A 25,694-nucleotide genomic window follows, 5' to 3' on the forward strand; every position below is an offset into this window, starting at 1 on the left:
GCGGGCACGGTCTCGGGCGGTGCGGCGGGCACGGTCTCGGGCGGTGCGGCGGGCACGGTCTCGGGCGGTGCCGCGGGCTCGTTCTCGGGCACCGTCGCGGGCACGGTGGCCGGCTCGGCGCCGGGCGCCGTCAGGGGTGCCCAGCGCGACCGCCAGGTCCGGCTGGTCGATCGGCGCGGCCGGCAGCCCGAACCGCTGGTGCAGCAGCGTCGCGACGAGCGGCACCCGGCTCGACCCGCCGACCCGGTGGACGGCGTCCGGCACCGCGCCCGCCTCCCGCAGGACACCGAGGGCCACGCCGACGGTCCGGTCGAGGATCGGCATGGCCAGCGCCTCGAGCTGCTCCCGGCCCAGCGGCACCTCGACGTCCAGCAGCGGCACGTGTACGAACGTCGCCCCCTGCCGCGACAGCGACTCCTTCGCCGCTCGCACGTTGTCCCACAGCCGCTGCCGGGCGCGCAGGTCGGCAGGGGTACGCGGGTGGTGCAGCCGGGCCCAGGCAGGGGTCGGCCGGGTGCAGCTGCGCGTGGATGGCCGCGACGATCGCGGCGTCGATGTCCAGCCCGCCGGCGTCCGCCAGGCCGTGCGAGGCGAGCACCCGCAGCTCCCCGCCGGCCATGCGGACCACGGTGGCGTCGAACGTGCCGGCGCCCAGGTCGTACACGAGCGCGGTCTGCCCCTCGCGCAGTCCTGCCCCGTCGTGGGCGAAGTACGCGGCCGCGGCGACCGGCTCCGGCACCAGCACGACGTCGGGCAGCCCCGCCTCGGCGAGCACACCCTGCCGGCGGGAAGCCCACGACACGGGGAAGCTCAGCACCGTGCGCCGCACCGCCGGCCCCGCCTCGGCACCGACCCGGCGCAGCACCGCGGCGATCGCGTCGACGACCGGCACCTCCACGTCGCCGAGCAGCAGCGAACCTTCGACGATGCGCCGCTTCGGGTTCGGCTCGAACGCAGCGGGCCGGCCGCCCGCTGCTGGGCGTCCCGGCCGACGATCAGCCCTCCGCCCCCGTCGGCGAACACCGCCGACGGCAGCAGCGCCCCGTCGAACAGCACCAGCCGCGTCTCCCCGGACGCCAAGCCCAACGCTGCGACGGTGTTCGACGTGCCGAAGTCGACACCGAGAACTGCCGACCGGTCACGGCGCGAGTCTAGGTTCGTGCCCTGCCCCGCCACAGATCCGTTCGGTGGAGCGCGGATCCGGATGGTCGGCCGCCCCCACGGGGTCCGTCAGGTTCACCCCGCCAACGCATGCCGCCGGATGCCACCACACGCCCGCCCGCCGCACTGCGTGGGTGCGGTCCGGCGTCACGGAAGTGCGGTTCGGCGGCTCGTGTGGTGCGGGCGGGGTCGCGTGAGTGCGGTTCAGCGCGTCACGGCGGGTGAGGGCTGGTGTTGCGGTGGGTGCGGTTCGGCGGGTCGCGTGGTGCGGGCGGGGTCGCGTGAGTGCGGTTCAGCGCGTCACGGCGGGTGAGGGCTGGTGTTGCGGTGGGTGCGGTCCGGCGGGTCGCGTGGTGCGGGCGGTGCCGCGTGAGTGCGGTTCGGTGCCGCGAATGCGGGCGGCGTCACGGCGGGTGTGTTCCGCCGCGTGGTGTGGGCTGGCGCCGCGGCGGGTGCGGTTCGGCGGGTCGCGTGGTGCGGCCGGGTGCGTCGCGCAGGTCCGGCGCGGCGCGGCGAGTGAGGCATTGCGTCGCGGCCGGCGCGGGTCGGCGTCACGGGAGTGCGGACCGTCGCGTCGCGGCGGGTGGGCGCTGGCGTCGCGGGATTGCGGTCAGACCAACGAGGACTTCGTCATGACCGGCGACCCCGGCCGGCGCGTCGCGAAGGTGCGGTCGGCCGCGGCGGGTGCGGGCCGGCCTCAGAGGAGCGCCGAAGGGCGTGTCGCATGGGCCGGGCGCCGGCCGGAAGGGCGCGCGCGGTGGGGTCGTGCATGGTCAGGTCAAGGGCTGCTCGACCCGACGACGTGGGATGGTGGCGTTGGCGGCGTTGTGCATGGTCAGGTCAGGGGCTGCTCGACGCGGCGGCGCGGATGGTGGCGTTGGCAGCGTCGTGCGCGGTCAGGTCAGGGGCTGCTCGACCCCGTGGCGTGGGACGGTGGTGTTGGCGGCGTCGTGCACGGTCAGGTCGAGGGCTGCTCGACTCGGCGGCGTGGGACGGTGGCGTTGGCGGTGTTGTGCACAGTCAGGCCAGGGACTGCTCGACCCAGCGGCGGAGGACGGTGGCGTTGGCGGCGCCGGACTGGCGGGCGACGATCTTGCCGTCCTTGACGATCATCAGGGTGGGGACGGCGCGGACGTCGAAGCGGCGGGACAGGGCGGGGGCCTTGTCGATGTCGACCTTGACGAGCTTGACGGTGCCGGCGAGCTCGGTGGCGACCTGCTCCAGGGCGGGGCTCACCGCGCGGCACGGGCCGCACCAGGTGGCCCACAGGTCGACGAGGACGGGGGTCGACGAGCGCTCGGCGACCTCGGCGAACGTGTCGTCGCCCGCGTCGACGATCCACGGCAGCTTCGCGCCGCAGCTGCCGCAGGCGGGTCTGCCTGACGCCGCCGCCGGGACCCGGTTCCGTTTGCCGCACGCCGTGCACGCCACGATGCTGCCCGCCACTGGTCACTCCCGTTCACTCAGGACCCATCAGGTGCAAGCGCCGCCCGTACCGGCGAAATTCCCGCGACGACGAGGGCGTCAGGACGCGCGGAGCTTGCGGACGGCGAGGGTCACCGCGCCGGCGGCGAGCAGGACGCCGACGGCGGTGCCGGCCGGGGCGCTGAAGCGGTCGACCTGCTGCCAGCGCTCGGCGAGCATCCAGCCGGCGCCGATGAACAGGGCGTTCCACACGCCCGAGCCGGCGGTGGTCAGCAGCACGAACTTCGGCAGCCGCATCCGCTCGATCCCCGCCGGGATCGACACGAGGCTGCGCAGCACCGGCACGCACCGCGACAGGGCCACGAACCAGGAGCCGTGCCGCTGGAAGAGCCGCCGGCCGCGCTCCAGGTCGCGCTGCCCGGCGAGCAGGAACCAGCGGCGCCCCGCGAGCCGGTGCAGCCGCTCATACCCGAGGCGGGCGCCGAGCCAGTAGAGCAGCAGCGACCCGGCGACGGCCCCGGCGGTCGCGCACAGCCAGACGAGCACCGGGTGCATGGCGCCGGCCCGCGCCCGGAAGCCCGCGAGGGGCAGGATCAGCTCCGACGGGATCGGCGGGACGAGGGTCTCCAGGGCGATGAGCAGCCCGACCCCGACAGGCCCCAGTTGGTCGATGACGGCGAAGATCCAGTCTGTCATCGCATCGAGCCTACCCGCGGACGGCCTCAGACGCTGGTCGCCATGGGGCCGCCGAGCCAGGCGACGGCGTCGGTGAGGGCGGCGACCGGGTCGACGTCGGTGCCGAGGTTGTCCGCGTACGCCCGGTGCAGGTTGGGCACGAGCCGCTCCGCGTCGGCCCAGCCCGCGAACTCGCCGAGGTCACAGGCGCGGGCGGCCTCCAGCGGGGTCAGCCCGGCCCGCAGGCCCGCGTCGGCGGTGTCGAGGACGAGTCGCAGGTACCGGCGGATCCGGTCGAACACGGGGTCGATCTCGGCGGCGGTGAGCAGCGGCCCGTGGCCCGGGACGAGATGGTCGGGCCCGACCGCGGCGAGCCAGTCCAGGGCCGCGATCGCGCCGGTGACGGAGCCCATGAACACCAGCGGGGTGAGCCCGTTGAAGACGAGGTCGCCGGCGAAGAGGACCCGCTCCTCGGGCAGCCACGCGACGAGGTCGCCGGTCGTGTGCGCGGGCCCGCCGGGGTGCACGACGTCGACCCGGCGCTGTCCGATGTGGACGGTGAGCCGGTCCTGCACGGTGATGTCGGGGAGTCTGCGGGTGACGGCGCCCCAGTCGGGGACGGGCTGCCACAGCGGCGGGCAGCCGTCGATGACCGGGTCGACGCGCAGCCCTTCGCGCATGTGCTCGTGGCCGACGATGACGGTGGCGGCGGGCAGGAGGCTGTTGCCATACGTGTGGTCGCCGTGCAGGTGCGTGTTGACGGCGAGGCGGATCGTGCCGCCGCCGGTCGCTTCGTGCACGGCGGCGAGGAAGCGCCTGGTGCGGGTCTCGGTCGCGCACGTGTCGACCAGCAGGACCTGGTCACCGCCGGCGACGACGCCCGCATTGTTGAGCCACCACGTGCCGTCGGGCTGGACCCACGCGTGCACCCCGGGCACGACCTCGTGCAGCGTCATGCCCCGCAGCGTACCGCCACCGGAATCGCAGCGAAAAGTCCCGCAATATCCCGGAAAGCCCCGAAACGGGGCTAGCGTCGCAGCGGGATCTGGCCGGGGGTGACGAGGCCGAGCCGGACCAGGTCGAAGTCCAGGTCGCGCTCCCACTCCACCCGCGGCGCCACGAGCGGGCTGCCGCTCTGCGCGAACGTGAGGTGCGCGGCCCCGCCCGCCGAGCCCAGGAACAGGCCCGGGCGGCGGCTGGCGCCGAACCCGCCGAGCGTCTCCAGGCGCCGCGGGCGCTGCCCGTCGACGACCGACCCCGCCCAGCGCCAGGGGGCCGCGCCGGCCATGAGGGCGGTCGCGTTGGTGGTCCACTTGTCGGTCCACTCCCGCAGCCGGAAGCTCTCCGGCAGCCCCCGCAGCACGCGCGCGGTGGCCCGGTCGGTGGTGACGCCGCACATGTCCAGGGCGTCCATGGCGTGCCCGGCCAGCAGCGCGTCGACGACCGCGCCGGCATTGTCCGCGTCGCCCCACAGCTCGCCGACGCCGGTGGCGGGGGACTGCCAGTACTGCGGCATCCGGTCCCAGCGGTGGTGTGCCGCCGCGCCCGCGACCCGCGTGAGACCGGCCCGCAGGCCGCCGCCGGGGACCACGCCGACCGCGAGCCAGATGCCCTTGCCCGCCGGTTTCGCCGGCGGCACGATCTCCCGCAGCAGCACCTGGACGCGACCGGCGAGCCGGCCACCGGTCCGGTCGCGCGGGAACCACCACCGGATCCCGGGCAGGAACAGCCCCGCGACGGTCTCGTCGAGGTCCTCCAGCTGCCGCTCCGACAGCACCGACAGCAGCACGGGGTCGAGCGCCACGTCGACGGGGACCCGGCCGCTGGTCAGCTTCGACGTCGCCAGCCGCTGCAGCCGGGCCCGGCGGCGGCCCTCGGGCTCGAGGGCGGGGACGACGGCCCAGGTCGCCTCCCACTGCGCCCACTCCTCGACGGCGACGACCACGTCCTCGGGGAACACCGAGTGGAACTGGCCGGACGGCACCGCGAGCGGGTCGCCGTGCTCCAGCGGCTGCGCGTCGCCCGGGCGGCGCTCGTAGAACGCGGCGGTGAACCCGAGCACGGCCGCCGGGTCCGGCAGGGCGTCCACCTGCTCCCAGTCGCCGACGCGCTCGCCGGGCCGGATGTCGGCGACGGTCACGACCGCGTATGCCTCCTCGCCCGGCATCCGTACCCAGGCGCCCGGCTCCACCGGACTCGCCGACCACTGGCGCGGCGCCTGGCGGACCACCGGCTCCAGGCCGGACCGGCGCAACGCGTCGACAGCTGCGGTCAGGGACGTCTCCACGGGGAACACCATAAGGTGAGGTCATGGACGAGCTGCACGGGAGCTTGGCGGGACTGGTCGACCGTGGCGCGGTGCCCGGCCTGGTGGCCGCGGTCGCCGGCGCCGACGGGCCGGTCCGGGTCGAGGTGCTCGGCTCGACGTCGACCGGGCCCGACGCGGTGCCGATGCGCCGCGACACGCCGGTCCGGCTGACGTCGGTGACGAAGCCGATGGTCGCCGCGGCCGCGATGACGCTGGTCGAGGACGGGCTGCTCGCCCTCGACGAGCCCGTCGACCGGCTGCTGCCGGAGCTCGCCGGCCCGCGGGTGCTGCGCCGCCCCGACGGCGACGTCGACGACACGGTGCCGTCCCGGCGGGCGATCACCGTCGAGGACGTGCTCACCTACCGCATGGGGCACGGGCTGCTGCTCGACCCGGCCGCCGACCCGCCGATCAACCCGCCGGTGCCGGTCGTCCGGGCCGCCGACGCGCTGGACCTGGCGATCGTCCGGCCCGACCCGAGGACCCCGCACGACGTCGACGAGTGGATGCGCCGGTTCGCCTCGCTGCCGCTGCTGTTCCAGCCGGGGGAGCGCTGGGCGTACAACTCCAGCGGCCACATCCTGGGAGTGCTGGTCGCGCGGGCGGCCGGGATGCCGCTCGGCGACGCGCTGCGGGAGCGGCTGTTCGAGCCGCTCGGCATGACCTCCACCGGCTTCTCGCTGCCGCCGGAGCGGGCCGCCGAGCTGCCGGCGGTGTACTTCCAGGGCGTCCGGCAGACGGACGTGGCGACCGCGGGGGCCTGGACGCAGGAGCCGGCGTTCCCCGACGGCGCCGCCGGGCTGGCATCCACTGTGGACGATGTGGTGACGTTCGGCCGGCACCTGCTGCGCGGCGGCCCGGCGCTGCGGGCGATGACGGTGAACCACCTGACGCCGGCCCAGATCGAGGGCGGCGGGATGCTGCTGGACGGGCACGGCTGGGGCTTCGGCATGGCCGTCCACGCCGACGGCACGTACGGCTGGGACGGTGGCTACGGCACGTCGTGGAGCAACAGCCCGGCCACCGGCACCGTCCGGGTCCTGCTGACCCAGGTGTCCGACGTGCTCTTCGACGGCACCGTGCAGGAGTTCACCCGCCGCGCCGTCGCGTAGCTCAGGTAGCTCGCGTAGCTCGCGTAGCTCAGGTGGCGAGACCGGTCGAGTGCAGCGGCGCACCGTTGACCTGTGCCGGGTTCGACGGGCCGCGGGCCAGGCGCTTGCGGGCGCGGTTGCCGCATGGGTCGGCCGAGCACCAGCGGCGGGTGCCCGTGTGGGACGCGTCCAGGAACAGCGCCCCGCACGACGGGTCGGCGCATGCCCGCACCCGCGCGGCGGCGGGCGACGTGACCAGGTCCAACGCGTCGCGGGCGACCAGCGCCAGGGTCGCGGTGACCGGGTCGGCGGCCTGCCAGCGCGGCGCGCCACCGGCGTCGAGGAACGGCACCGGCACCGACCGGGCCGCGGCGTCGTTCACCGCGTCGCGCACCTGCGCGGGTGCCCCGGGCGCGCCGGCCACGACCAGCGCGTGGACGGCCTCGCGGAGACGCCGCGCGCCGGCGACGATCGCCGCGGGCACGCTGCTGCCGGCCGGCGGCGCGACCGGGCCGAACTGCCGGACCCACGCCGCGAGCGCCGGACCGTCGGAAAGGTCCTCGACCGGCGTGCCGCTGCCACGATCGTGCAGCGTGTGGACGAAGTCCAGACACAGCCGTCCTGTGCCCTGGCGGAACGACATTGACGCAGCATATGGGTAGAGTGCGGCCCGTGACGTACACATGGCGCGGCGCGTTCACGGACGCTGAGGTCGAGGCGCTGCATGCGGAAGGTTTCGGGCATCCGCCGACCGGCAGCGCGTGGTGGGCCCGGGTCAACCGGCACAGCCTCGGCTGGGTCTGCGCCCGTGAGGAAGGCCGGCTGATCGGGTTCGTCAACGTGGCCTGGGACGGCGCGTCCCACGCGTTCGTGCTCGACACCGTCGTCTCGTCCGCCGGTCGCCGTCGCGGCGTCGGTACGGGCCTCGTCAACGCGGCCGTCGAAGGTGCGCGCGCCGGCGGCTGCGAATGGCTCCACGTCGACTTCGAGGACCACCTGAGCGACTTCTACCTGGATTCGTGCGGCTTCACCCCGACCGGCGCCGGACTCGTCAAGCTGTGAACGGGGTTGCGGGCGGTGCCCGTACACCTGCAGAATGGGCGACATGATCCGCACTCACCGGAAGGGCGCGTCCGCCCTCGCGCGTTGACCGCCACGGCGCGGCGTGCCGCCGCTGCCCCCACCATCCGCCAGTCCGCCGCCCGTGAAACCCGGGTCCTCGAGCTGTGGCATCGCGCGGAGCCGATTCGCGACGAATGGCTCGAAGCGGGCAGGTCCACCGGCCCGGCCGACCGGGCGACCACCGAACACCTCATCGCCGGCCTCTACCGCCGGCAGCACCGGCGCGTGCCGGTGTTCCGCTGGGTCGCCTCGCCACGGCAGGCGCTGCCCCTGCTCGCCGGCCTGCCGACGCACGAGGTCCTGCAGTCCTGGGTCCGCGACCGGCGTCCACAAGGGACACCACCGGTGGCCGGCGACATCGCCGCCGGCCTGGCCCGCCTGCGCGGCGCGCTCGACGACGCCGTCGAGCACACCGACCTCCTCGCCGCCGCGGCGAAGAAGCCGTGGCCGGTCCTCCCGCCGCGACAGGCCCTGCAGGCCGGGGTTCCGCTGCTGGAGGTCCTGCAGCGGTCGCTGCACGAGCCCCTCGCCGCCGGCCTCACCTGGCCGGTCCGGTCCGCCCTGAGTCCACACAGGACGGTGCCGGTCTGCTGGTACGGCCAGCAGGACGCGACCTGGATCGGCTTCTACGACACGATCCGCAAGCTCGGCCTCGCCAGGTTCCGCCCGCACGACGACGCGCAGCTCGACGAGTGGGCCGCCCTGGCCCGCGCCGCCGGCTGGTGGTGGCCCGGCGACGACGTCTGCGTCCTCGTCGAGCGCCCGTCACAGGTCGCCCCGCGCCGCGTCGGCTACCGCGACGGCACCACCATCACCTGGTGACGCCGCTCAGCCGAGGCTGAGCCCGTGCTCCTGCAGGGCCTCCTGCAGGAGCCGCAGGGCCTTCGGTCCGACGCCGTGCAACCCGGCCAGCCGCACACGGGGGACACCGGCCACGTCACGCAGCGACGTGTAGCCGGCGTCGTGCAGCGCCCGGGTCGCCGGCGCGCCGATCTTCGGCAGTGAGTCGAGGTCGGGTTTCGCGGTCATGCAGAGAGTTCGATGCCAGACAGGGACGCGCAGGCGGCCAGGAGACCGTCCTGGACGGAGCGGTCGTACGCGGCCGGGTTGGCCTTCAGGTCGGTGCGGCGCTTGAAGTAGCGGGCGGTGACCGTCGCCGCCGGGTCGTCGGAGGTCGCCAGCCAGACCTGGGTCTCGGCGCCCTCCGGCAGGCCGTCGGTGGCGCTGGGGCCGCCGAGCTTCGTGCGGATCCAGCCCGGGTCGACGGCGTTGCTGCGCACCTGCGGCCACAGTCGCGCGACGGCGAACGCGAGCGCCACGTCGTGCAGCTTCGAGTCGCTGTAGGCCTGCATCCCGTGCCAGGGTTTGCGCTCGTACTGCAGGTCGTCGAGGTCGGCGACCCCGATCGACTCCAGGCCCGAGGTGAGGTAGACCAGCCGCGCCGGTTTGGGCATGAGCGCGGTCAGCACGTACGGCGCGAGCACGTTCACCTGGAACGTCCGCTCCAGCCCGTCGCCGGTGGTGCGCCGCTCGTCCTGCCCGCCGATGCCCGCGTTGTGCACGACCACGTCGAACTGCCCGGCGTCCCGCCCGAGCGCCTTCGTCTCCGCCAGCGACGCGAGGTCCCCGACGACCACCGGCACGCCCGGCAGCCCGGCCGCCGCGGCCCGCTCCGCGCTGCGCGCGTGCAGCACCACGTCATGCCCGAGCCGCAGCAGCTGCTCCGCGGTCTCCAGCCCGATCCCGTCCGTCGACCCTGTCACCAGTACCCGTGCCATACCAGGCATTCTAGGATCGGCCGGTGGCTGACTTCGTCCGGCGGTACTTCCGCGGACCTCACCTGGTGTGGGCGAAGGCGACCAGGCTCGTCGCCGACGACGACCGTGGCCTGCTGCTGTGGCTGCCCGAGGGCGCCGAGTTCGCGTGCCGGGTCGACGCGGACGGGCGACCGCTGCGGGCCGCTCCGACCGTGGAGGCCTACGGCACGGCGCCGCTCGCGACCCGGACGTGGCGCGGCTACGACGTCCTGTTGCTGCACCCTCCCGGCGCCGCGCACTCGGTGTGGTGGTTCTTCGCCGGCGGTGAGTTCGCCGGCTGGTACGTCAACCTGGAGTCCCCGGCGGTCCGCCGCGACGGCGGGATCGACGTCGTCGACCACCACCTCGACATCGACGTCGCCCCGGACCGGCGCTGGCGGTGGAAGGACGAGGACGAGTTCACCGACTGCATCGGCCGGCCCGGCTTCTGGAGCGCCGAGCAGGCCGCGGCGATCCGCGCCGAGGGCGAGCGGGTCGCCGCGGCGGTCGAGGCGGGGCGCTTCCCGTTCGACGGCACCTGGTGTGACTTCACCCCGGGTGACTGGCCGCTGCCGAAGCTACCCGCGGAAGGTGTGGCGTAGGTCGGCAGGTTCATGACGCTTCCAGCGCGATGTGCGAGGGTCTCGCGCCGGCCGTGCTCGCCCGCATGGACGACGAGGAGCTGCGGTTCCGTGTCTACGACGACACGGGGCCATGGTCGGCGTGGGCCGCGGGCGAACCCCGGATCCGGGCCCTGCTCGACGCCGAGCGTCCACGTTCGGGCGGCGGCGGCGCCTGGCGGCCACTGGAGGGAGTGCCGGAGGCGCGGCTGATGGCGCTGGTCGAGGCGGACGACCCGGCCGCCCGCACGCAGGCGATGCGGGAGCTCGGCCGGCGTGGCGATCCCGTGCTGCTCGATCTGGCCGAGAACCCGGCGATACGCAACGTGGCCGGCGGCGTGCCGGGGCTGTGGGCGGTGCTGGAGCGGCTCGGTGCCGGGGCGCTCGACCGGGCGCGCGGCTGGGCGGTGGGCGACGATCCGGACCTCGCCTGGCAGGGCGTGAGGGTGCTCGCCGAGCACGGCACCGCGCAGGACGTCCCCGCGCTCCTTGCGGACCTGACCGCGATGGCCGAGCAACGGGAGTGGTGCGGTGCCGAGACGCCCGCGCGCGGGCTCGGGCGGCTCGGGGCCGCGGAGGCCGTGCCGACGCTGCGGTTCCTGTGGGAGGAGACCACCCACTCGTACGCGCGCGGCGACTACCTGGCAGGGCTCCTCGGCGCCGCCGGTGCCGGCGCGGCGGGGTTCCTCGCCGAGGCCGTCGACGACTGCGAGGAGCGCGTCCGCGAGTACACCAGCGGAACAGCGCAGTCGTAGACGCAATGCCTATCGTGCCGGTAGGATTCGACGGGATGGATCGGTGGGGTGGTCGCGCGGGAAAACTGGCGCCGGCGCTGCTGTTCGTGGCGGCGATGGTGGCGCTGTTCCAGCGGTGGGAGGTGGTGTTCTGGGTGTGCGCGGGAGCGACCGTGCTCAGCCAGTACACCACCATCCACCGCGACTGATCCGGCCCGCTACGGCGCTGACGAGCGGGTGCCCGGCGACGCGATCACGTGACCCTGGGAGGGTGCGACGTCGTCCCCGGAGCGCGAGGCGGGGATCGGTGAATGCGACAGCGAGAGCGATCGTGAAGGCGACGGTGACGGCGGGGTCGACGTCGACGGTGCCGGCGACGGCACGGGCGATGGCGGGTTGGACGAGCTGGACGGCGATGGCGGCACCACGGTCGGGTGCTGCGGTGCCGGGCCGGTCGGCCGCAGCGTGATGACCGCGACGGCTACCAGGAGCAGCGTCGCGGCGGCCCAGGCGGCTCGTCGCAGGAGCATGGGCGCCGGGCTGCGCGCCGGTAGCGCGGTCGGGGGGAGTGCCGGTCGCAGCCGGTCCGGGGTGACCCGGGTCGCCTGGGCGGCGAGTGCGGAGCGCAGGCGCTGTTCGAGGTCGGTGTTCATGGTCGTGCCTCCGACAGGGCGTCGCGCAGGATCGTCAAGGCGCGGTTGGCGGTCGACTTCACGGTGCCGCGGGAGATGTGCAGCGTCTCGGCGATCTCCCGCTCGGACAGCTCCGACCAGTACCGCAGGACCACCACCTGGCGCTGCCGGACGGTCAGTCGGGCCAGGGCGGTGAGTACCTCCTGGTCCTCCTCCGGCAGCAGGGCCTCGTCCTCGGCGGCCGGCGCGGGGGACGCCGGCGGTGGCACGTAGGCGCGGGCGCTGCGGCGCCGGCGCAGGACCGACCGTGACGCGTTCATCACCCCCGCGGTGAGGTACGCGTGCGGGTCGGCGATCGCGCGCAGGTCTGCGCCGTGCCGCTGGTACAGCGCGGCGAACACGTCCTGCACGACGTCCTCGGCGGTGGGCAGGTCGTCGACCATGAGGACGGCCAGGCGCACCAGGCTGAGCCGCCGCGCGTGGTACAGCTCGTTGATCGCCGGCGGGCCCTCCCGGTGCGGGGTGCCCCGGGAGGTGGCCGCGCCGGACAGCATCGAGCGCAGCACGCGCAGCAGCGGCCAGGGCAGGCGGAACGTGAGCGTCATGGTGCTCGCAGGTCAGGGGACGGGCACGCGACGATACCGCGGGGGCGGGCCGGGGTCACCGGAGCGGCACCGGCGACGGCGCCACCGACGACGACCGCGGCACCGGCGACGGCACGGGCGACGCCTCGACCGACGACCGCGGCACCGGCGACGGCACGGGCGACGCCACGACCGACGACGACTGTGGCACGGGCGACGGCAGGACCGAGGACGCCGCCGAGGACGCCGCCGCGGAGGACGGGACGGGCGACGGTGTCACCGGCGGCGGGCCGTCGTCGGCGAACGCGACAGCGGACACGGCGCCGATCGTGGCGACGGCGGCCGCGCACACGACGTAGACAGCGGAACGAACCTTCAGGCGCATCGCGAAAACTCCAGTGGACGAGGTACGGCTTTCGCAGCGATAGACGCACCACGCCACTGGAGGTTGGCTCCGCGACGGTGACCTGGATCACACTCGAGTCAGGACCAGCTGGTCGCCGACCAGTCGTCGCTGGACCAGGTGCGGCCCGACCAGGTGCCCGCGGACCAGGTGCGGCCCGACCACGTGCGGCCGGTCCACGCGGGATCGGTCCACGTCGCGCCGGTCGCCCACGGGGTCACGGACCAGGTCGCCGGGGCCCACGTCTTCGACGCCCACGACGTGCCGGTCCAGCCGTCGCCGGCGATCTTGAAGCCCATCCACGTGCCGCCGGACCAGGAGGACTGGGTGGCGGCCTTCGCGGCCCACTGGGGTGCGGCCAGGGCGCCCCAGACGGAGCGTTCGCCGGACAGCGGGGCGTTGTCGAGGACGACGTGGCTGGTGCCGCGGGACAGCTCGAACGTGCCGTTGCCGCTGGACGTGTTCCACGTCGGCTTCGCGACGGCGCTGCCGGTGCGGGCGAGCGCGCCGTTGACGTTGAGCTCCAGCAGGCCCATGGTGCCGGCCTTGCCGGTCGGCAGGAAGGTGCCGCCCTTGATCAGCCACTCCTTCACCTGGTCGGGGGTGGCGGACGGCTTGGACTGCAGCACGAGGGCCGCCGCCGCGGAGACGACCGCGGTCGCCTGCGAGGTGCCGCTGCCCTTGAACAGGGTGGTGCCGACGCGCGCGGACGGGTAGGTGTTGTCGATGTTGGAGCCGGGGTCGCGCAGCGACGCGATCGAGGTGCCCGGCGCCAGCAGGTCGACCTGGTTGCCGCCGGTGGACAGGTTCGTGAACGTGGCGAGCGTGTCGTCCTTGGTCGCGTCGGTACCGTTCGTCGTGGTCGCCCCGACGGCGAGGACCCACTCGTCCATGGCGGGGTTGGTGAGCTTGGTGGTGCCGTTGCCGTTGTTGCCGGCGGCGGCGACGACCACGATGCCCGCCTGCCACGCCTTCTCCACCGCGAACTGCAGGGGGTCGGTCCAGTTCGGCGGGTTGCCGCCGGAGCCGTAGGACAGGTTGATGACGCGGATCGGGTTGGCCGGGTCGTCGTTGCGGTGCTTCACGACCCAGTCGACGGCGGCGATCATCTGGGTCACGTCGACCGCGCCCCGGGCGGTGCCGATCTTGATCGAGGTGAGCTTCGCCTGCGGCGCGAGGCCCTTCGTCCCCGACGCGGTGTCGTCGCCGACGATGATGCCGGCCATGTGGGTGCCGTGCCCGTAGGTGTCGAGGTAGCGCAGGTTCGCCGCCTGCGACTCGAACGACAGGTCGGGGCCGTTGACGACCTGCGCCGCCGGCAGGCCCGGCACGGGCGCGACGCCGGTGTCGATGAGCGCGACGCCGACGCCCTTGCCGGTCAGCGCCGCGGCCGCGCCGGTGTCGGCGCCGATGATGGTGCGCACCTGGGCGAGGGTGGTCGCCGGGGCGCTGGTGTCGGTCGTCGAGGCCCAGGAGCTGGACCAGCCCCCGGTCGCGGCGGCGGGCGAGGCGGCGCCGGCCGTCAGCGCGACCGGCAGGGCCAGCGCGCCGGCCGTCAGGGCCAGCATGGTTCGTCTGCGAGTCACCAAGGTGCGCGCTCCAATCGCTTCGGCGGTCGCGTCCACGATCACCGCCCCGGAGCGGTCCTGTCACCGGCGGGAGGCGCGTTCCGCCCGCTCACCCGACACGGTCTGCCCGACCCGTGTCCGACCGGCGGGTCGTGTTCGCGGGAAACCCTCAGGTCGCCCGCCGGGCTGCCGAAGCGCTACCGTCCTGCGGGTGGACGAGGTTGTTGCCCTGGCGAGTGAGCTGATCCGGTTCGACACCACCAACACCGGGTCGCCGGACGGCACCGGCGGTGAGCGGCTCGCCGCGGAGTACGTGGCGGAGCGGCTCGAGGATGTGGGCTACGAGACGACGTACGTCGAGTCGGGCGCGCCGGGCCGCGGCAACGTCTTCGCCCGCCTGCCCGGCAGCGACCCGTCCCGCGGCGTGCTCATGGTGCACAGCCACCTCGACGTCGTGCCGGCGGACGCCTCCGAGTGGTCGGTGCACCCGTTCTCCGGCGAGGTGTCCGGCGGGTACGTGTGGGGCCGCGGCGCCGTCGACATGAAGCACCTGGCGGCGATGAGCCTCGCCGTCGCCCGCCGGTTCCGCCGCGACGGGGTCGTCCCGCCGCGGGACATCGTCTTCGCGTACCTCGCCGACGAGGAGGCCGGCGGGGTGCACGGCGCCGGCTGGCTCGTCACCCACCGCCCCGACCTGTTCGACGGGGTGACCGAGGCGGTCAGCGAGGTCGGCGGCTTCTCCCTCACCGTGGCCGACGGGGTCCGCGCGTACCTCGTCGAGACCGCGGAGAAGGGCGTCGGCTGGCTCAGGCTGTCCACCCGCGGCACCCCAGGGCACGGCTCGCTGCTGCACACCGACAACGCCGTCTCCCGGCTCGCCGCCGCGGTCGCCCGGCTCGACGCGCACGAGTTCCCGCTGGTGCTGACCCCGCCGGTGCGCGACTTCCTCGCCGGGGTGAGCGAGCTGACCGGCGTCCCCTTCGCCGAGGATGACCCGGCGGCGGTGCTCGGCCGGCTCGGGTCCGTCGCGCGCATGATCGGCGCGTCGCTGCGGGACACCGCGAACGTCACCATGTTCACCGCCGGCTACAAGGACAACGTGGTCCCGTCGACCGCGTCCGCCATCTTCGACTGCCGGATGCTGCCGGGCCGCGAGGAGGCGTTCCTGAGCGAGGTCGACGCCGTCGTCGGCCCCGGTGTCAGCCGCGAGTGGAAGAGCATGCCGCCCGTGTCGACCACGTTCGACGGCACCCTGGTCGACGCGATGACCGCCGCGCTGGTCGCCGAGGACCCGGACGCGCGCCTGCTGCCGTACATGCTGTCGGCCGGCACCGACGCGAAGTCCTTCCAGCGCCTCGGCATCCGCAACCTCGGCTTCGCCCCGCTCCGCCTGCCGCCGGACCTCGACTTCACCGCCCTCTTCCACGGCATCGACGAGCGGGTCCCGGTCGACGGCCTCCTCTTCGGCACCCGCGTCCTGGACCGCTTCCTGCGAATGTGTTGACCGCGGCTGGGTAGGGTGGCCGCATGTCGGTGCTCGTCGCGTTCAGTGTCACCCCGCTCGGCTCGGGTGAGGAGGTCGGTGCCCTCGTCGCGGAGGCCGTCCGGGTCGTGCGGGCATCGGGCCTGCCCAACCGGACCGACGCCATGTTCACCGCCGTCGAGGGCGAGACCTGGGACGAGGTGATGGCCGTCGTCAAGGCCGCGGTCGAGGCGGTCCACGCCAAGTCCCCCCGCACCTCCACCGTCATCAAGGTCGACTGGCGCGAGGGCGTGACCGGCGCCCTCGACAAGAAGGTCGCCAGCGTCGAGCACCACCTCGCCGGCCTCGAGTAGGGCGGCCGGCCCCGCTACACGGGGCAGTCCGCGAGGTCGCGGAGGGTCCTGATGACCGGGCCGGGCCAGGTGGGGTCGGTGTCCTTGTGCTCGACGGTGCGCACCACGCGCATGCCGACCGCGGTGGCGCCGGCCAGCTCACCGTCCGCGCCGTCGCCGACGTACACGCAGTCGGCCGGATCGGCGCCGAGCGCGTCGGCGGCGGCCAGGTAGATGCGCGGGTCGGGCTTGCCGACGCCGAGGACGCTGGAGAAGACGGCGACGTCGAAGCGGGGCGCGAGCACGCACGCCGGCCACGCCTCGGCGGCCTCCGAGGTGGCGTTGCTCACCAGCGCCAGGCGGGCTCCGCCGGCCCGCAGCGCGTCCAGGGCCTCGAGGGTCGCCGGGCCGGCGGCGTCCAGGACCCGCCGCGCGAGGGCCCGGCGGTGCGCGGCGGCACGGGCGACGGCGTCCTCGGCGGGGGTGACGCCGAGCCGGCCCGCCAGGATGCGGATCGTCTCCTCGACGCTCCAGCGGGTGAGTCGCTCGTCCCAGGTGTCGCGGTACGCCTGCCGCAGCGCCGACGGGTCGACCCCCACCATCTCGGCCATCTCGCCGACGACCCGGTCGCGCTCGCCGTCGGCGCCGTCGACCAGCGTGTGGAAGAGGTCGAACACCAGGAACCGGGGCAGCATGCCAGGCACGCTAACAGCAACGGCGACCGCGGCATCGTGGCAGTGCTGTGAATCGATGCACGTTCCCTTGAATCCCGGGCCGGTGGGCGGTTGGCTCGGCGGATGGGGCGGATCGCGTACGACGACAGGGAAGCGGCGGCGTTCGAGGCCAACCGGCACCTGAGCGAGGCGAGCCTGGACGCGTGGCGGGAGGCGGTCGGGCGGCACGTCTCGCCGCGGCCCGGGCAGCGGCTGCTGGACCTGGGCTCCGGCACGGGCAGCTGGGCGCGGGCGTTCACGCAGTGGTTCCCCGGCGTCGAGGTCCTGGCGGTGGACCCGTCGGCGGCGATGCGGGCCCGGTCGCTGCACCTGCCGGTGGTCGACGGGCACGCCGCCCAGCTGCCGATCGGGGACGGGAGCGTCGACGCGGTCTGGATGTCGACGGTGATCCATCACGTGCCGGACCTGGGGGCCGCGGCGGGGGAGCTGCGGCGGGTCCTGCGCCCGGGCGCGCCGCTGCTGATCCGGTCGGTCTTCGCCGGCCGGCACGACGGGCTCGCGTTGGTGCGGTGCTTCCCGGAGGCCGCCGAGGTGCTGGACACGTACCCGAGCGTGGCGGACGTCGAGGCGGCGTTCCGGGACGGCTTCCGCACCGTCGCCCTCGAACGGGTCCCGCAGACCACGGCGCCGTCGTGGCGGGAGGCGGCGCAGGCGCTGCGCCGCGACGCGCACACCCCGCTGAAGCTGATCAGCGACGAGGCCTACGCGGCGGGCCTGGTCCGCCTGCGGCGGTTCGCGGAGACCGAGCCCGGCCCGGTCGTCGACGCGCTCGACCTGCTCGTGCTGGCCTAGACCGCTAGAGGTCCAGCAGCCGCGCCACCGCACGCGCCGCGCGGGCCGGGGCGGACGGGTCGCGGCGCAGCCGGTGCGCGGCGTGCAGCGCCAGCATGATGCCGGTCAGCTCGAAGACCACCTGCTCGGGATCCCGCGCCACCTCGCCGTCCGCCTGCCGCGCCTGGTGCAGCAGCTCGCGCTGCCAGCGGTCGGCGGCGCCGGCGACCGCGTCGCGGACCGGGCCCGGCCGGTCGTCGAACTCCGGGCCGACGGCCATGAAGAAGCAGCCGCCCGGCGGCCGGTCGCCGGTCAGGTACCGCAGCCAGGACCCCGCGACGGCGCGCAGCCGCAGCAGCCCGGCCGGGGTCGCGGCCACGGGCTCCCACACGTCGCGCCAGAACTCGTCGGCGGCCAGCTCGACGACGGCGAGCTGCAGGGACTCCTTGTCGCCGAAGTGGCCGAGCACGCCGGACTTGCTCATGCCGAGGTCCGCGGCGAGCCGGCCGATCGTGAGCCCTTCGAGGCCCTCGACGGAGGCGACGTCGACGCCGTGCCGGATGATGCCGGCCCGCGTCAGGCGGGCCTCGGCGAGGGTTCGACGGGGACTCATCACACCACTATAGCGTCCGACCGTTCGGACGCTATTCTCTGCCGATGCGACTCCTCCGGCTGCTGTTCTCGCTCATGTACCGCCCACGCGTCGAAGGGCTCCACCACGTGCCGGGGCGTGGGGCGGTCATCGTCGCGGCCAACCACCTGTCGTTCTACGACAGCGTCGTCATCCCGCTGGTCGTCCCGCGCCGCGTCGTGTTCCTCGCGAAGGCCGAGTACTTCGAGCGCGGCCGGCTGCGCCGCTGGTGGTTCCGCGCCACCGGGGCGGTCCCGGTCCGCCGCGGCGACGGCCGGGCCGCGCAGGGCGCGCTCGACGCGGCCGTGGAGGTCCTCGCGGGCGGCGGCGCCTTCGGCATCTACCCGGAGGGCACCAGGTCGCGGGACGGCCGCCTGTACCGTGGCCGCACCGGCGTCGCGTGGCTGGCCCTCACCACGGGTGCGCCCGTCGTCCCGGTCGCCCTGGCGGGCACCGGTGCGCTGCCCCGCCGGACGCGGATCACCGTGCGCTTCGGCGAGCCGCTGCACTGCACGGGGCTGCCCGGCGACCCCCGCGCCCGTCGGGCCGCCACCGACGAGATCATGGCCGCGATCGGCGCCCTGTCCGGCCAGGACCGCGCCGACCGGTACAACGCCCACCCCGGCGGCACGGGCACGCCCTCGGCGGCGAAAGAGAGCCTCAGCAGCCCTTGAGGATCAGGCGGAGCGAGCGGCGCGCGTGCACGAACCACACCGCGACCAGCTCCCGCGCCACCTCGGCACGGGACTGCGGGGGGTCCTGCACGCTCCAGCTGCTGATCACCACCATGCGTCCGAGTGTGGGCGGCGCGGATTGCCGGACGGTAGCCACCGCGAACGCCGGCGGGTGCATCCGGCGACGGACAATGGGGACATGGCACGTTTCAGCGTCACCCTCGACGTCGCCGCGCCGGCCGGGCTGGTGTGGGCGGCGCTCGTCGACTGGCCCAGGCACGGCGACTGGGCGCCGCTGACGTCGGTGCGGGTCGTGACGCCGCGCCCCGACGGGATCGGCGCCACGTTCGTCGCGCGCTCCGGCATCGGCCGGGTCGGGTTCGACGACCCGATGACCGTGGCGGTGTGGCGCCCGCCGGCCGGTGACGAGCCCGGCGACGAGCCCGGCCGGTGCGACGTCGACAAGTCCGGCCGGGTGATCCACGGCACGGCGGCCTTCGACGTGATCCCGCTGCCCGGCGGCCGCAGCCTGGTCGTCTGGCACGAGGACGTGACGGTGGTGCCGCACACGCTGACCAGGCGGTTCCCGTTCATCGTGAACGCGGTCGGCAGGATCGGGTTCCGCCGGGCGCTGCGCGCCATGGCCCGCGAGGTCGAGCGCGCGCCCGCCCGGACCGGTGACGGGCGTCAATAGCGGAACGTGTGGACCAGGTCGGTCAGCTCGCCGGACATACGGGCCAGGTCGACGGTCGCCTGCTCCGACTCGGTCACGCCTGTGCTGGTCAGCCGGGCCGCCTCGGCGACGCCCGTGATGTTCTGGGCGATCTCGCCGGTGCCGGCGGCCGCCTCCGTCACGCTGCGGCTCATCTCCGACGTGGTCGCGGTCTGCTCCTCCACGGCGGACGCGATCGTGGTCTGGAAGTCGCTGATCCGCGCGATGACCGCCGACACCTGCTCGATCGCGGCGACCGCCCCGCTGGTGTCGTCCTGGATCGCCTGCACGCGCCGCGAGATGTCCTCCGTGGCCCGGGCCGTCTCCTGCGCCAGGTCCTTGACCTCCGAGGCGACGACCGCGAAGCCCTTGCCGGCCTCGCCCGCGCGGGCCGCCTCGATCGTCGCGTTCAGGGCCAGGAGGTTCGTCTGCTCGGCGATCGACGTGATGACCTTGATGACGTTGCCGATCTCCGCGGACGAGTCGCCGAGCCGGCTCATCGTCGCGGACGTCTGCTCGGTGATCTGGACGGCCTCGTTGGCGACGCGGGCGGCCTCGCTGGCGTTCTGCGCGATCTCGCGGATCGATGCGCCCATCTCCTCGCTGCCCGCCGACACGGTGTCGACGCTGCGCGACACCTCCTCCGCGGCCGCGGCGACCGTCTGCGCCTGCGCCGAGGTCTGCGCCGCCGACGAGGCGATCCTCGTCGCCACGCCCGACATCCGCTCCGACGCCCCGGCGAGCCGGCCCGCGGACCCGTCGATCGTCGACACCATCTGCCGCAGCCGCGCCGTCGCCGTGTCCAGCGCCCGGCCCATCAGCCCCGGCTCGTCCCGCGACGTCAGCCCCGTCGTGCGGGTCAGGTCCCCCTCGGCGAGCCCCTCACAGACCGCCTGCACCCGCTGCAGCGACCGTACGATCCCGCGCGCCACGACCAGGCCCAGCGCGAGCGCGCCGATCATCCCGATGCTGAGCAGCACGATCGCCATCGTCCGGTTCGACTCGTAGGAGTCGCGGGCCGCCTTCGCGGAGGTCGCCGCCGCGCTCGCCTCCGCGGTCTCCAGCGCGTCCAGGTCCTTGTTGATGGTCGTGAACACCGGCGCCACCTGCGTGTTCCGCACGTCCAGCCAGGCCGCCATGTCGCCCTTGACACCGTTCGGCAGCTGTACTGCCCGGCCGATCTGGACGAACTTGTCCCAGTTCGCCGTCAGCTCGTCGATGGTCGCCGCGTTACCCGCCGGCCCGCTGCCCCGGTACTCCGTCAGCGCCGCGGCGAACTTGTCGACGTCATCGGTGAAGTCCTGCTCGTACTGCTTCTGGTTGGTCAGGTCCCCGTACGAGATCGCATGGTTGGCCAGGTCGACCCGGGTCTGCGCCGCCGCCAGCCGGATCTTGCCGACCGCGCTCGTATGCGCCACGTTCTTCCGGTAGATCTGCTGCGCGGCATCGCTCGCGCCGCCGAGGGCCGACACCGCCAGCACCCCGTTGACCAGCGCCACCAGCACCGCGACCAGCACAGCCGCGACAATCCTGACGTTCACACTCAGATTACGCAGAGCCACGCTTCCACGTTAGGACGAGACACCCGCCGCGAATGAGACTTCCTCAGATTCGCGCCGCCGCGCCGCGGGCGTTTTCGTAGGGCGGGCGTTTCGCGACAGGTGCGGTCGGGGTGCACCGTTCACGGCCCGGACCCGGCCGGCCGATGGTCGCACGTGGCCGGCATGGCGCGGCGGCGCGCGGAGCGGCGGCTCGGGCCGTCGTGTTCGACATGGCCGCGCTGACCACGGCCGTCGCCATCGCGATCTGGGTCGTGTACGTGTCGCCGTTCCTGGCCGACGCCGTCGCGGCGGCGCTGTACGCGTACCTGACGGTGATGGGGCCGCTCGGCGACGTCGTCATCGTCGGCGGGGTGCTGCTGCTCGTCTTCTCGCCCGGCGTCCGCGGCACCGCGACCAGGCTGCGGCTGGCCTCGGCGGTGCTGCGGGTCGTGTCCGACCTCGGCATCGGGTTCATCCCCTCCGCGCGGGTCGCGATCGCGGTGCCGACCGGCGCCATCCTGCTCAGCAACACGCTGCTGGTCAGCGCCGCGCTGCACCCCCGGGCCGGCGAGCTGGTCACGCCCGCCCGCGCGACCAGGACCCTGCACCCGACCCGGCTGTGGTTCCTCGGCGCGGGCCTGCTGACCGCGCCGGCGATCGCGTTCGCGCACGAGAACTACCAGGCGGCCGAGCGCGTGGCGCTGTTCCTCGCGACCGTCGTGTGCAGCGCGCTCATCCTCGTCCGGTTCGGCAGCGCAGTGCCGCCGCGGAGGATGCCGTACGACTGGCGCGGCGCCTCCTCCGCGACGTGTGCCTGCCGGTCGAGCACGAGGGCCGCTGGTACTCCGTCGGCACCAGCATCGGCATCGCCGACTCGTCCTCCGGCGGGCCGTCGGCCCTGCTGCGGGCCGCGGACACCGCGATGTACGAGGCGAAGCACCTCGGCCGGGGGCAGTGGGTCCTGGCCGGCTGACCGGTCCCGCGCTCAGGCGCCCGGCACGCCGTTGACCAGGAGCACCACGCCCTCGGTGGCGGCGACCCGGTCCTTGGAGATCTCCTGGTACTCCGGCGAGCCCGCCCACCGCTCGAACGCGGCCCGGTCCTCGAACGCCATCAGGATCAGCTTGTCGTGCGGCCACGCGCCCTCGACCACGGTGGCCCGCTCGTCGGCGGCGAGGAGCCGGCCGCCGTACTGCTTGAGGACGGGCATGAACTGGGCGACGTACCGCTCGTACCGCGGCCGGTCGTGGACGGAGATCTGGGCGATGGCGAAGACTGTCACGTGATCATCTCACCGGCCCGGGCCCGCCGCCGCGCTCACTCTGTCGGCAACGTGACCGCCAGCAGCGCCCCGCCGCCGGGGGTCAGCGCGTAGTCGAGCCGCTCGACGCGCTCGTCGTACACCGCCAGTCCCACGGCCCTTTCGTGGGCGATGTCGGGGGCCTCGCCGCCGAGCCGATGCCATCGCAGCGCCGGATCCTCCGCCGGTACCGCGTGGGCCGGGCCGACCGCGCACAGCGCCGCCAGCAGGACGATCGGCGACAGGTCGGCGACCGCCAGGGTCGCGTCGTCGTCCATGGCGGCGGCCACCCCGGCCGGGTCGGGCAGCAGCAGGTCCAGGTCGACGACCGGGCGCCAGCCTCCAGCGGCGACCTCCAGCGCGAACGCGCGCGCCGCCGCGACGACCTGTTCGGGCGCCCCGAGCTGCTCGAACGCCTCCACCCGCGCCACCGCCCGCGCGAGCGTCGCGTCCACGACGGACCCTTGCTCCGTCAGCGCCGCCACGAGGCCCGGCAACCGCTCGTTGAGGTACCGCTCCAGGGCCTCCGTCCGGGACGGGCCGGGCTCGACCGACCCGCCGGTGACGGCCCATCGCTGCGCCAACGCCTCCCGCACGGCGGCGTCGAGCGCCACGACCTCGGCCGCGTCGACGGGGAACACGTGCGCGCCCGGCGGGAACACCCCGTGCACCTGGCCCGACGCGTCGACGCAGAAGGTCTCGCCGCTCTCGGTCACGCGTACGGCTCCCGCTCCCCGCCGACGACCGGCCGCACCGCCCCGCGCAGGTGCAGCGAGCCCTCGTCGATGTGGTGCGCCCAGGCGCCGGGCTGGTCGAGCTCCGGGTCGGGGTCCGCGCAGTCCCACCACTCGCGGGTCTGCCCGGCGAGGTCGTCCGTGCCGTACAGCTGGTACAGCGGCATCGGGCTGGGCATCCCCCAGGTCGTTCCATTGTGGACGAGCAGGCTCGCCTTGAAGTCCTCCGGCAGCGCTTTCTGCAACGCCGCCTCGACGGCCTCGACCGCGGCGCCGTCCGCCGGTCCGGGCAGCAGCTCCAGCGCCGCCGGCATCACCCGCCCCAGCGCCGCCTCGATCCGCCCCCAGGCCGCCACGATCTCGTCGTCCACCATCGCCCCCCGATCCACGGCCGTCGCGCGACCGGGCGAATCTTACTCAGCAACCGGCCCGCAACGCCGATGTATCGGTTGGATCGGGTGGTGCGCCCGTGGCGACGGTGTGATGGGGGACCAGATGGGCATGTTCGCCGACCTCGGCATCGTGCAGAAGATCGGGGTGCTGTGCGTGGCCGGCGTCGTCATCTCGGCGACGACCGGCGGCGTCGGGATCGCCGCGCAGGTGACGCTCGCCGAGCAGGCCGAGATCGTGCGGGACCTGCAGGAGGCCAGCGGGCTCATGCACCACCTGGACACGCGCGAGGCGGAGCTCAAGGTCGACGCGTACCGGGCGCTCGCGGAGAAGGACATCGCACCGATCATCGAGGACCTGCCCGGCGACCTGGCCACGGTCACCGACACCATCGCCGAGCTGGACGCGTTGTCGTTGCCGGCCGATGTACGGGCGGCCGTCGAGGACATCAAGGCCGACGCCATCCAGTTCAACGACTTCATCAACACGTTCGTCCGGGACGCCCAGAAGGACCAGGCGTCGGTGCAGGCGCGGGAGCCGGAGATCGCCGAGCGCAACCACGCGGTCGACGACAAGCTCGGCGCGCTGCAGGACAGCATCGACGCGCACGTGAAGGAGGAGCGCGCCACGATGGTCGCGGCGCAGACCACGGCCCGGTGGGCGACGATCGGCGTGATCCTGATCGGGGTGGTGTTCCTGCTGCTGCTGTCGGTGCCGGTCATCCGGGCCATCGGCGGGCCGGTCCGCCGGGTCAGGGCGGTGCTCGAAGCGCTCGCCAAGGGCGACCTCACCCACCGGGCCCAGATCAAGGGCCGGGACGAGATCGGGCAGATGGCCGCGCACCTGGACGCCGCGCTGGACAGCATCAGCCGGTCGATCCGGGAGGTCAGCACCAGCTCCGACACGCTCGCCGCGGCGTCGCAGAGCCTGTCGCAGGTCAGCGACGGCATCTCGGGCGCGGCCGAGACGTCCAGCCGCGAGATGCACGGCGCGTCGGACGCCTCAGGCGAGGTGTCGCGGCACGTCAACGCGATCGCCGCCGGCGCGGAGGAGATGGGCGTCTCGATCCAGGAGATCGCCCGCAACGCCGCGAACGCCGCCGGGGTCGCCAGCGGCGCGGTCCGCGAGGCCGCCGCCGCGAACGACAAGGTCGACCAGCTCGCCGCCTCGTCCGACGAGATCGGCTCGGTGCTGAAGCTGATCACGTCGATCGCCGAGCAGACGAACCTGCTCGCGCTCAACGCGACCATCGAGGCCGCCCGGGCCGGCGAGTCGGGCAAGGGCTTCGCCGTCGTCGCCAACGAGGTCAAGGAGCTCGCGCAGGAGACCGCGAAGGCGACCGGGGACATCCACCAGCGCGTCACCGCGATCCAGGCCGACACCGCCGCCGCGGCCGACGCGATCCGCAGGATGGGCGACGTCGTCGAGGAGATCAACCAGTACCAGGCGACGATCGCCTCCGCCGTCGAGGAGCAGTCGGCGACGACCGCGGAGATGAGCCGCTCGGTCGCGGAGGCGGCCACCGGCGCGGACAGGATCGCCGGCAGCATCTCCGGCGTCGCCACCGCCGCGGCCACCACCACCCGCGGCGTCGCCGAGGCCCAGAGCGCCGCCGCCGGCCTGGCCCAGATGTCCCAGGACCTGCGCCAGCTGGTCGGCCAGTTCCGGTTGTAGCCCGGACGGGGGTCGCATGTATCTGAGCGGCACCCTGCGGTCTCTTGTCGTCGGAAGGACGAGTCACGGAGGTCGCGATGCCGTTCAACCTTGAAGGCGCCGGGCACTGGTACCGGCTGGCGGGGCTGCCCGAGCCGCAACACAGCGACCCGCCGCTGCTCGTCGCGTCCGGCGCGGACGTCGCCGAGACGGTCGCCTGGTGCAACGCGCGCCTCGCCGACCTCGGCTCCGGGTGGCGGGTGGAGCCGGAGGACGGACCGGCCACGCGCCCCGTCGTGACGGCGCTGGTGGTCCGGCGGCCCGAGCTGTCGCTGCCGGACGAGCCCGTGCTGTCCGTCAGTGACGTACTGGCGCTGCTGAAGCTCCGGACCGGGCCATCGCCGTGGCCCGGTCCGGTCCTGGCCGTGGGGTCGTTCGGGTTCGACAACCCGGGCCCGAAGCCGGGCGCGGTCCGGCAGACCGGGCCGCTGCCCGAGCTGGCCGCGCTCGTCGGCGGGCCGCTGGGCCGGATCCCGGTCACCGCGTCCCTGCCGCCGCCGGCCCGCCGCCCGCTGTCGGCGCTGCCGGGCGGCCGGCGGCCCGTGGACCCGCTGCAGGAC

Annotated in this window: 34 protein-coding genes and 1 pseudogene; 14 read left to right on the top strand and 21 right to left on the bottom strand. The window is 74.4% G+C overall.

Annotation, left to right across the window (positions count from 1 at the left end; genetic code table 11):
- From AB0J72_RS56205 to AB0J72_RS56230, 6 genes and pseudogenes are all read right to left on the bottom strand, one after another.
- The coding region (locus AB0J72_RS56205) for an Hsp70 family protein (protein WP_363416703.1) at nucleotides 1–489 on the bottom strand (489 nt) is incomplete at its 3' end.
- A gap of 43 nt (nucleotides 490–532) precedes the next feature.
- A pseudogene (locus AB0J72_RS56210) lies at nucleotides 533–898 on the bottom strand (Hsp70 family protein); the annotation flags it as partial.
- Between the two features lie 1,283 nt (nucleotides 899–2,181).
- A complete protein-coding gene (trxA, locus tag AB0J72_RS56215) occupies nucleotides 2,182–2,607 on the bottom strand; it encodes a thioredoxin (protein ID WP_363416620.1) in 426 nt (141 codons plus the stop codon).
- A 78-nt stretch (nucleotides 2,608–2,685) separates the two neighbouring features.
- A complete protein-coding gene (locus AB0J72_RS56220; protein ID WP_363416623.1) occupies nucleotides 2,686–3,282 on the bottom strand; it encodes a DedA family protein in 597 nt (198 codons plus the stop codon).
- Nucleotides 3,283–3,308: 26 nt separating this feature from the next.
- Nucleotides 3,309–4,217, bottom strand: a complete 909-nt coding sequence (locus AB0J72_RS56225) for an MBL fold metallo-hydrolase (protein ID WP_363416626.1) — start codon at nucleotides 4,215–4,217, stop codon at nucleotides 3,309–3,311.
- 71 nt (nucleotides 4,218–4,288) lie between these two features.
- Entirely contained in the window at nucleotides 4,289–5,548 is a 1,260-nt protein-coding gene (locus tag AB0J72_RS56230) for a hypothetical protein (protein WP_363416629.1), read from the bottom strand.
- 23 nt (nucleotides 5,549–5,571) lie between these two features.
- Between AB0J72_RS56230 and AB0J72_RS56235 the strand changes: the two genes are divergently transcribed.
- Nucleotides 5,572–6,681, top strand: a complete 1,110-nt coding sequence (locus AB0J72_RS56235) for a serine hydrolase domain-containing protein (RefSeq protein WP_363416632.1) — start codon at nucleotides 5,572–5,574, stop codon at nucleotides 6,679–6,681.
- A gap of 28 nt (nucleotides 6,682–6,709) precedes the next feature.
- Here AB0J72_RS56235 and AB0J72_RS56240 read toward each other — a convergent pair whose 3' ends face one another.
- On the bottom strand, nucleotides 6,710–7,303 hold the full coding sequence (locus tag AB0J72_RS56240; protein ID WP_363416634.1) for an ABATE domain-containing protein: 594 nt from the start codon (nucleotides 7,301–7,303) through the stop codon (nucleotides 6,710–6,712).
- A gap of 29 nt (nucleotides 7,304–7,332) precedes the next feature.
- On the opposite strand from AB0J72_RS56240, the gene AB0J72_RS56245 reads away from it, so the two are divergent.
- Entirely contained in the window at nucleotides 7,333–7,722 is a 390-nt protein-coding gene (locus tag AB0J72_RS56245; protein WP_363416637.1) for a GNAT family N-acetyltransferase, read from the top strand.
- Nucleotides 7,723–7,806: 84 nt separating this feature from the next.
- A complete protein-coding gene (locus AB0J72_RS56250; protein WP_363416640.1) occupies nucleotides 7,807–8,604 on the top strand; it encodes a DUF6745 domain-containing protein in 798 nt (265 codons plus the stop codon).
- Between the two features lie 6 nt (nucleotides 8,605–8,610).
- On the opposite strand, the gene AB0J72_RS56255 is transcribed toward AB0J72_RS56250, so the two are convergent.
- The gene (locus AB0J72_RS56255; RefSeq protein ID WP_344499404.1) at nucleotides 8,611–8,811 is read right to left on the bottom strand and encodes a helix-hairpin-helix domain-containing protein; all 201 of its coding nucleotides are present in this window, start codon (nucleotides 8,809–8,811) and stop codon (nucleotides 8,611–8,613) included.
- The gene (locus tag AB0J72_RS56260; protein WP_363416643.1) at nucleotides 8,808–9,560 is read right to left on the bottom strand and encodes an SDR family NAD(P)-dependent oxidoreductase; all 753 of its coding nucleotides are present in this window, start codon (nucleotides 9,558–9,560) and stop codon (nucleotides 8,808–8,810) included. Before AB0J72_RS56260 ends, AB0J72_RS56255 begins: the two co-directional genes overlap by 4 nt.
- Nucleotides 9,561–9,583: 23 nt before the next feature.
- Here AB0J72_RS56260 and AB0J72_RS56265 point away from each other — a divergent pair, with 23 nt between their 5' ends.
- The 3 genes from AB0J72_RS56265 to AB0J72_RS56275 are packed head-to-tail and all read left to right on the top strand — an operon-like array spanning nucleotide 9,584 to nucleotide 11,141.
- Nucleotides 9,584–10,180 (top strand): DUF402 domain-containing protein, encoded by a 597-nt coding sequence (locus tag AB0J72_RS56265; RefSeq protein WP_363416646.1) that lies wholly within the window; start codon nucleotides 9,584–9,586, stop codon nucleotides 10,178–10,180.
- A gap of 29 nt (nucleotides 10,181–10,209) precedes the next feature.
- Nucleotides 10,210–10,953 carry a hypothetical protein gene (locus AB0J72_RS56270; protein ID WP_363416649.1) on the top strand — a complete coding sequence of 248 codons (744 nt, stop codon included), beginning with the start codon at nucleotides 10,210–10,212 and terminating at the stop codon, nucleotides 10,951–10,953.
- A 35-nt stretch (nucleotides 10,954–10,988) separates the two neighbouring features.
- Entirely contained in the window at nucleotides 10,989–11,141 is a 153-nt protein-coding gene (locus tag AB0J72_RS56275; RefSeq protein WP_363416651.1) for a hypothetical protein, read from the top strand.
- 9 nt (nucleotides 11,142–11,150) lie between these two features.
- Here AB0J72_RS56275 and AB0J72_RS56280 read toward each other — a convergent pair whose 3' ends face one another.
- The 4 genes from AB0J72_RS56280 to AB0J72_RS56295 all read right to left on the bottom strand — a co-directional run bounded on the left by AB0J72_RS56280 (nucleotide 11,151) and on the right by AB0J72_RS56295 (nucleotide 14,137).
- A complete protein-coding gene (locus AB0J72_RS56280) occupies nucleotides 11,151–11,585 on the bottom strand; it encodes a hypothetical protein (RefSeq protein WP_363416654.1) in 435 nt (144 codons plus the stop codon).
- The gene (locus AB0J72_RS56285) at nucleotides 11,582–12,169 is read right to left on the bottom strand and encodes a sigma-70 family RNA polymerase sigma factor (RefSeq protein ID WP_363416657.1); all 588 of its coding nucleotides are present in this window, start codon (nucleotides 12,167–12,169) and stop codon (nucleotides 11,582–11,584) included. The genes AB0J72_RS56280 and AB0J72_RS56285 overlap by 4 nt, the downstream gene beginning before the upstream one ends.
- Before the next feature lie 55 nt (nucleotides 12,170–12,224).
- Nucleotides 12,225–12,533, bottom strand: coding sequence for a hypothetical protein (locus AB0J72_RS56290; protein WP_363416660.1), 309 nt, complete (start codon nucleotides 12,531–12,533; stop codon nucleotides 12,225–12,227).
- A gap of 98 nt (nucleotides 12,534–12,631) precedes the next feature.
- Nucleotides 12,632–14,137 (bottom strand): S8 family serine peptidase, encoded by a 1,506-nt coding sequence (locus AB0J72_RS56295; protein WP_363416663.1) that lies wholly within the window; start codon nucleotides 14,135–14,137, stop codon nucleotides 12,632–12,634.
- A 187-nt stretch (nucleotides 14,138–14,324) separates the two neighbouring features.
- On the opposite strand from AB0J72_RS56295, the gene AB0J72_RS56300 reads away from it, so the two are divergent.
- Together AB0J72_RS56300 and AB0J72_RS56305 are read left to right on the top strand one after the other, a co-directional pair.
- Complete coding sequence (locus AB0J72_RS56300) at nucleotides 14,325–15,623, top strand: M20/M25/M40 family metallo-hydrolase (protein ID WP_363416705.1); 1,299 nt, start codon at nucleotides 14,325–14,327, stop codon at nucleotides 15,621–15,623.
- Nucleotides 15,624–15,646: 23 nt separating this feature from the next.
- Nucleotides 15,647–15,955: an MTH1187 family thiamine-binding protein gene (locus AB0J72_RS56305; protein ID WP_344499424.1), complete on the top strand. Its 309-nt coding sequence runs from the start codon at nucleotides 15,647–15,649 to the stop codon at nucleotides 15,953–15,955.
- A gap of 14 nt (nucleotides 15,956–15,969) precedes the next feature.
- Here the strand turns inward: AB0J72_RS56305 and AB0J72_RS56310 are convergent, their stop codons facing one another.
- Nucleotides 15,970–16,629, bottom strand: a complete 660-nt coding sequence (locus tag AB0J72_RS56310) for an HAD family hydrolase (RefSeq protein ID WP_363416666.1) — start codon at nucleotides 16,627–16,629, stop codon at nucleotides 15,970–15,972.
- A 102-nt stretch (nucleotides 16,630–16,731) separates the two neighbouring features.
- Between AB0J72_RS56310 and AB0J72_RS56315 the strand changes: the two genes are divergently transcribed.
- Nucleotides 16,732–17,460: a methyltransferase domain-containing protein gene (locus tag AB0J72_RS56315; RefSeq protein ID WP_363416669.1), complete on the top strand. Its 729-nt coding sequence runs from the start codon at nucleotides 16,732–16,734 to the stop codon at nucleotides 17,458–17,460.
- Between the two features lie 4 nt (nucleotides 17,461–17,464).
- On the opposite strand, the gene AB0J72_RS56320 is transcribed toward AB0J72_RS56315, so the two are convergent.
- Nucleotides 17,465–18,052 carry a TetR/AcrR family transcriptional regulator gene (locus AB0J72_RS56320; protein ID WP_363416672.1) on the bottom strand — a complete coding sequence of 196 codons (588 nt, stop codon included), beginning with the start codon at nucleotides 18,050–18,052 and terminating at the stop codon, nucleotides 17,465–17,467.
- Between the two features lie 44 nt (nucleotides 18,053–18,096).
- On the opposite strand from AB0J72_RS56320, the gene AB0J72_RS56325 reads away from it, so the two are divergent.
- Entirely contained in the window at nucleotides 18,097–18,744 is a 648-nt protein-coding gene (locus AB0J72_RS56325; RefSeq protein WP_363416675.1) for a lysophospholipid acyltransferase family protein, read from the top strand.
- On the opposite strand, the gene AB0J72_RS56330 is transcribed toward AB0J72_RS56325, so the two are convergent.
- Nucleotides 18,731–18,859, bottom strand: a complete 129-nt coding sequence (locus AB0J72_RS56330) for a hypothetical protein (protein ID WP_344499434.1) — start codon at nucleotides 18,857–18,859, stop codon at nucleotides 18,731–18,733. The two genes, AB0J72_RS56325 and AB0J72_RS56330, sit on opposite strands and share 14 nt — an antisense overlap.
- Nucleotides 18,860–18,943: 84 nt before the next feature.
- Here AB0J72_RS56330 and AB0J72_RS56335 point away from each other — a divergent pair, with 84 nt between their 5' ends.
- Entirely contained in the window at nucleotides 18,944–19,438 is a 495-nt protein-coding gene (locus AB0J72_RS56335) for an SRPBCC family protein (protein ID WP_363416678.1), read from the top strand.
- Here the strand turns inward: AB0J72_RS56335 and AB0J72_RS56340 are convergent.
- Together AB0J72_RS56340 and AB0J72_RS56345 are read right to left on the bottom strand one after the other, a co-directional pair.
- Complete coding sequence (locus tag AB0J72_RS56340; protein WP_363416681.1) at nucleotides 19,432–21,018, bottom strand: methyl-accepting chemotaxis protein; 1,587 nt, start codon at nucleotides 21,016–21,018, stop codon at nucleotides 19,432–19,434. The two genes, AB0J72_RS56335 and AB0J72_RS56340, sit on opposite strands and share 7 nt — an antisense overlap.
- 43 nt (nucleotides 21,019–21,061) lie before the next feature.
- Entirely contained in the window at nucleotides 21,062–21,577 is a 516-nt protein-coding gene (locus AB0J72_RS56345) for a hypothetical protein (protein WP_363416683.1), read from the bottom strand.
- Between the two features lie 141 nt (nucleotides 21,578–21,718).
- Here AB0J72_RS56345 and AB0J72_RS56350 point away from each other — a divergent pair, with 141 nt between their 5' ends.
- Nucleotides 21,719–21,970 (top strand): diguanylate cyclase, encoded by a 252-nt coding sequence (locus AB0J72_RS56350; protein WP_363416686.1) that lies wholly within the window; start codon nucleotides 21,719–21,721, stop codon nucleotides 21,968–21,970.
- A gap of 12 nt (nucleotides 21,971–21,982) precedes the next feature.
- On the opposite strand, the gene AB0J72_RS56355 is transcribed toward AB0J72_RS56350, so the two are convergent.
- From AB0J72_RS56355 to AB0J72_RS56365, 3 genes are read right to left on the bottom strand one after another with little or no spacing between them, the layout of a single operon-like run.
- On the bottom strand, nucleotides 21,983–22,279 hold the full coding sequence (locus AB0J72_RS56355; RefSeq protein WP_363416688.1) for a DUF1330 domain-containing protein: 297 nt from the start codon (nucleotides 22,277–22,279) through the stop codon (nucleotides 21,983–21,985).
- 35 nt (nucleotides 22,280–22,314) lie between these two features.
- Nucleotides 22,315–23,013, bottom strand: a complete 699-nt coding sequence (locus tag AB0J72_RS56360; protein ID WP_363416691.1) for a hypothetical protein — start codon at nucleotides 23,011–23,013, stop codon at nucleotides 22,315–22,317.
- Nucleotides 23,010–23,405 (bottom strand): SMI1/KNR4 family protein, encoded by a 396-nt coding sequence (locus AB0J72_RS56365; protein WP_363416694.1) that lies wholly within the window; start codon nucleotides 23,403–23,405, stop codon nucleotides 23,010–23,012. The genes AB0J72_RS56360 and AB0J72_RS56365 overlap by 4 nt, the downstream gene beginning before the upstream one ends.
- Before the next feature lie 109 nt (nucleotides 23,406–23,514).
- Here AB0J72_RS56365 and AB0J72_RS56370 point away from each other — a divergent pair, with 109 nt between their 5' ends.
- Together AB0J72_RS56370 and AB0J72_RS56375 are read left to right on the top strand one after the other, a co-directional pair.
- Nucleotides 23,515–25,095 carry a methyl-accepting chemotaxis protein gene (locus AB0J72_RS56370; RefSeq protein ID WP_363416697.1) on the top strand — a complete coding sequence of 527 codons (1,581 nt, stop codon included), beginning with the start codon at nucleotides 23,515–23,517 and terminating at the stop codon, nucleotides 25,093–25,095.
- A gap of 77 nt (nucleotides 25,096–25,172) precedes the next feature.
- Nucleotides 25,173–25,694 (top strand): hypothetical protein (locus tag AB0J72_RS56375; protein ID WP_363416700.1); only part of this gene is annotated, 522 nt, incomplete at its 3' end.

The sequence above is a fragment of the Dactylosporangium sp. NPDC049742 genome, assembly GCF_040674675.1.
GTDB classification, from domain to species: Bacteria; Actinomycetota; Actinomycetes; order Mycobacteriales; family Micromonosporaceae; genus Dactylosporangium; species Dactylosporangium maewongense.

Bases quoted from the DNA above. Each gene is read 5' to 3' on its own strand.
- AB0J72_RS56220 (WP_363416623.1), bottom strand. From the start codon at position 3,282: ATGACAGACTGGATCTTCGCCGTCATCGACCAACTGGGGCCTGTCGGG.
- AB0J72_RS56225 (WP_363416626.1), bottom strand. From the start codon at position 4,217: ATGACGCTGCACGAGGTCGTGCCCGGGGTGCACGCGTGGGTCCAGCCC.
- AB0J72_RS56235 (WP_363416632.1), top strand. From the start codon at position 5,572: ATGGACGAGCTGCACGGGAGCTTGGCGGGACTGGTCGACCGTGGCGCG.
- AB0J72_RS56240 (WP_363416634.1), bottom strand. From the start codon at position 7,303: ATGTCGTTCCGCCAGGGCACAGGACGGCTGTGTCTGGACTTCGTCCAC.
- AB0J72_RS56255 (WP_344499404.1), bottom strand. From the start codon at position 8,811: ATGACCGCGAAACCCGACCTCGACTCACTGCCGAAGATCGGCGCGCCG.
- AB0J72_RS56260 (WP_363416643.1), bottom strand. From the start codon at position 9,560: ATGGCACGGGTACTGGTGACAGGGTCGACGGACGGGATCGGGCTGGAG.
- AB0J72_RS56270 (WP_363416649.1), top strand. From the start codon at position 10,210: ATGTGCGAGGGTCTCGCGCCGGCCGTGCTCGCCCGCATGGACGACGAG.
- AB0J72_RS56275 (WP_363416651.1), top strand. From the start codon at position 10,989: ATGGATCGGTGGGGTGGTCGCGCGGGAAAACTGGCGCCGGCGCTGCTG.
- AB0J72_RS56280 (WP_363416654.1), bottom strand. From the start codon at position 11,585: ATGAACACCGACCTCGAACAGCGCCTGCGCTCCGCACTCGCCGCCCAG.
- AB0J72_RS56285 (WP_363416657.1), bottom strand. From the start codon at position 12,169: ATGACGCTCACGTTCCGCCTGCCCTGGCCGCTGCTGCGCGTGCTGCGC.
- AB0J72_RS56290 (WP_363416660.1), bottom strand. From the start codon at position 12,533: ATGCGCCTGAAGGTTCGTTCCGCTGTCTACGTCGTGTGCGCGGCCGCC.
- AB0J72_RS56305 (WP_344499424.1), top strand. From the start codon at position 15,647: ATGTCGGTGCTCGTCGCGTTCAGTGTCACCCCGCTCGGCTCGGGTGAG.
- AB0J72_RS56310 (WP_363416666.1), bottom strand. From the start codon at position 16,629: ATGCTGCCCCGGTTCCTGGTGTTCGACCTCTTCCACACGCTGGTCGAC.
- AB0J72_RS56315 (WP_363416669.1), top strand. From the start codon at position 16,732: ATGGGGCGGATCGCGTACGACGACAGGGAAGCGGCGGCGTTCGAGGCC.
- AB0J72_RS56320 (WP_363416672.1), bottom strand. From the start codon at position 18,052: ATGAGTCCCCGTCGAACCCTCGCCGAGGCCCGCCTGACGCGGGCCGGC.
- AB0J72_RS56325 (WP_363416675.1), top strand. From the start codon at position 18,097: ATGCGACTCCTCCGGCTGCTGTTCTCGCTCATGTACCGCCCACGCGTC.
- AB0J72_RS56330 (WP_344499434.1), bottom strand. From the start codon at position 18,859: ATGGTGGTGATCAGCAGCTGGAGCGTGCAGGACCCCCCGCAGTCCCGT.
- AB0J72_RS56335 (WP_363416678.1), top strand. From the start codon at position 18,944: ATGGCACGTTTCAGCGTCACCCTCGACGTCGCCGCGCCGGCCGGGCTG.
- AB0J72_RS56365 (WP_363416694.1), bottom strand. From the start codon at position 23,405: ATGGTGGACGACGAGATCGTGGCGGCCTGGGGGCGGATCGAGGCGGCG.
- AB0J72_RS56370 (WP_363416697.1), top strand. From the start codon at position 23,515: ATGGGGGACCAGATGGGCATGTTCGCCGACCTCGGCATCGTGCAGAAG.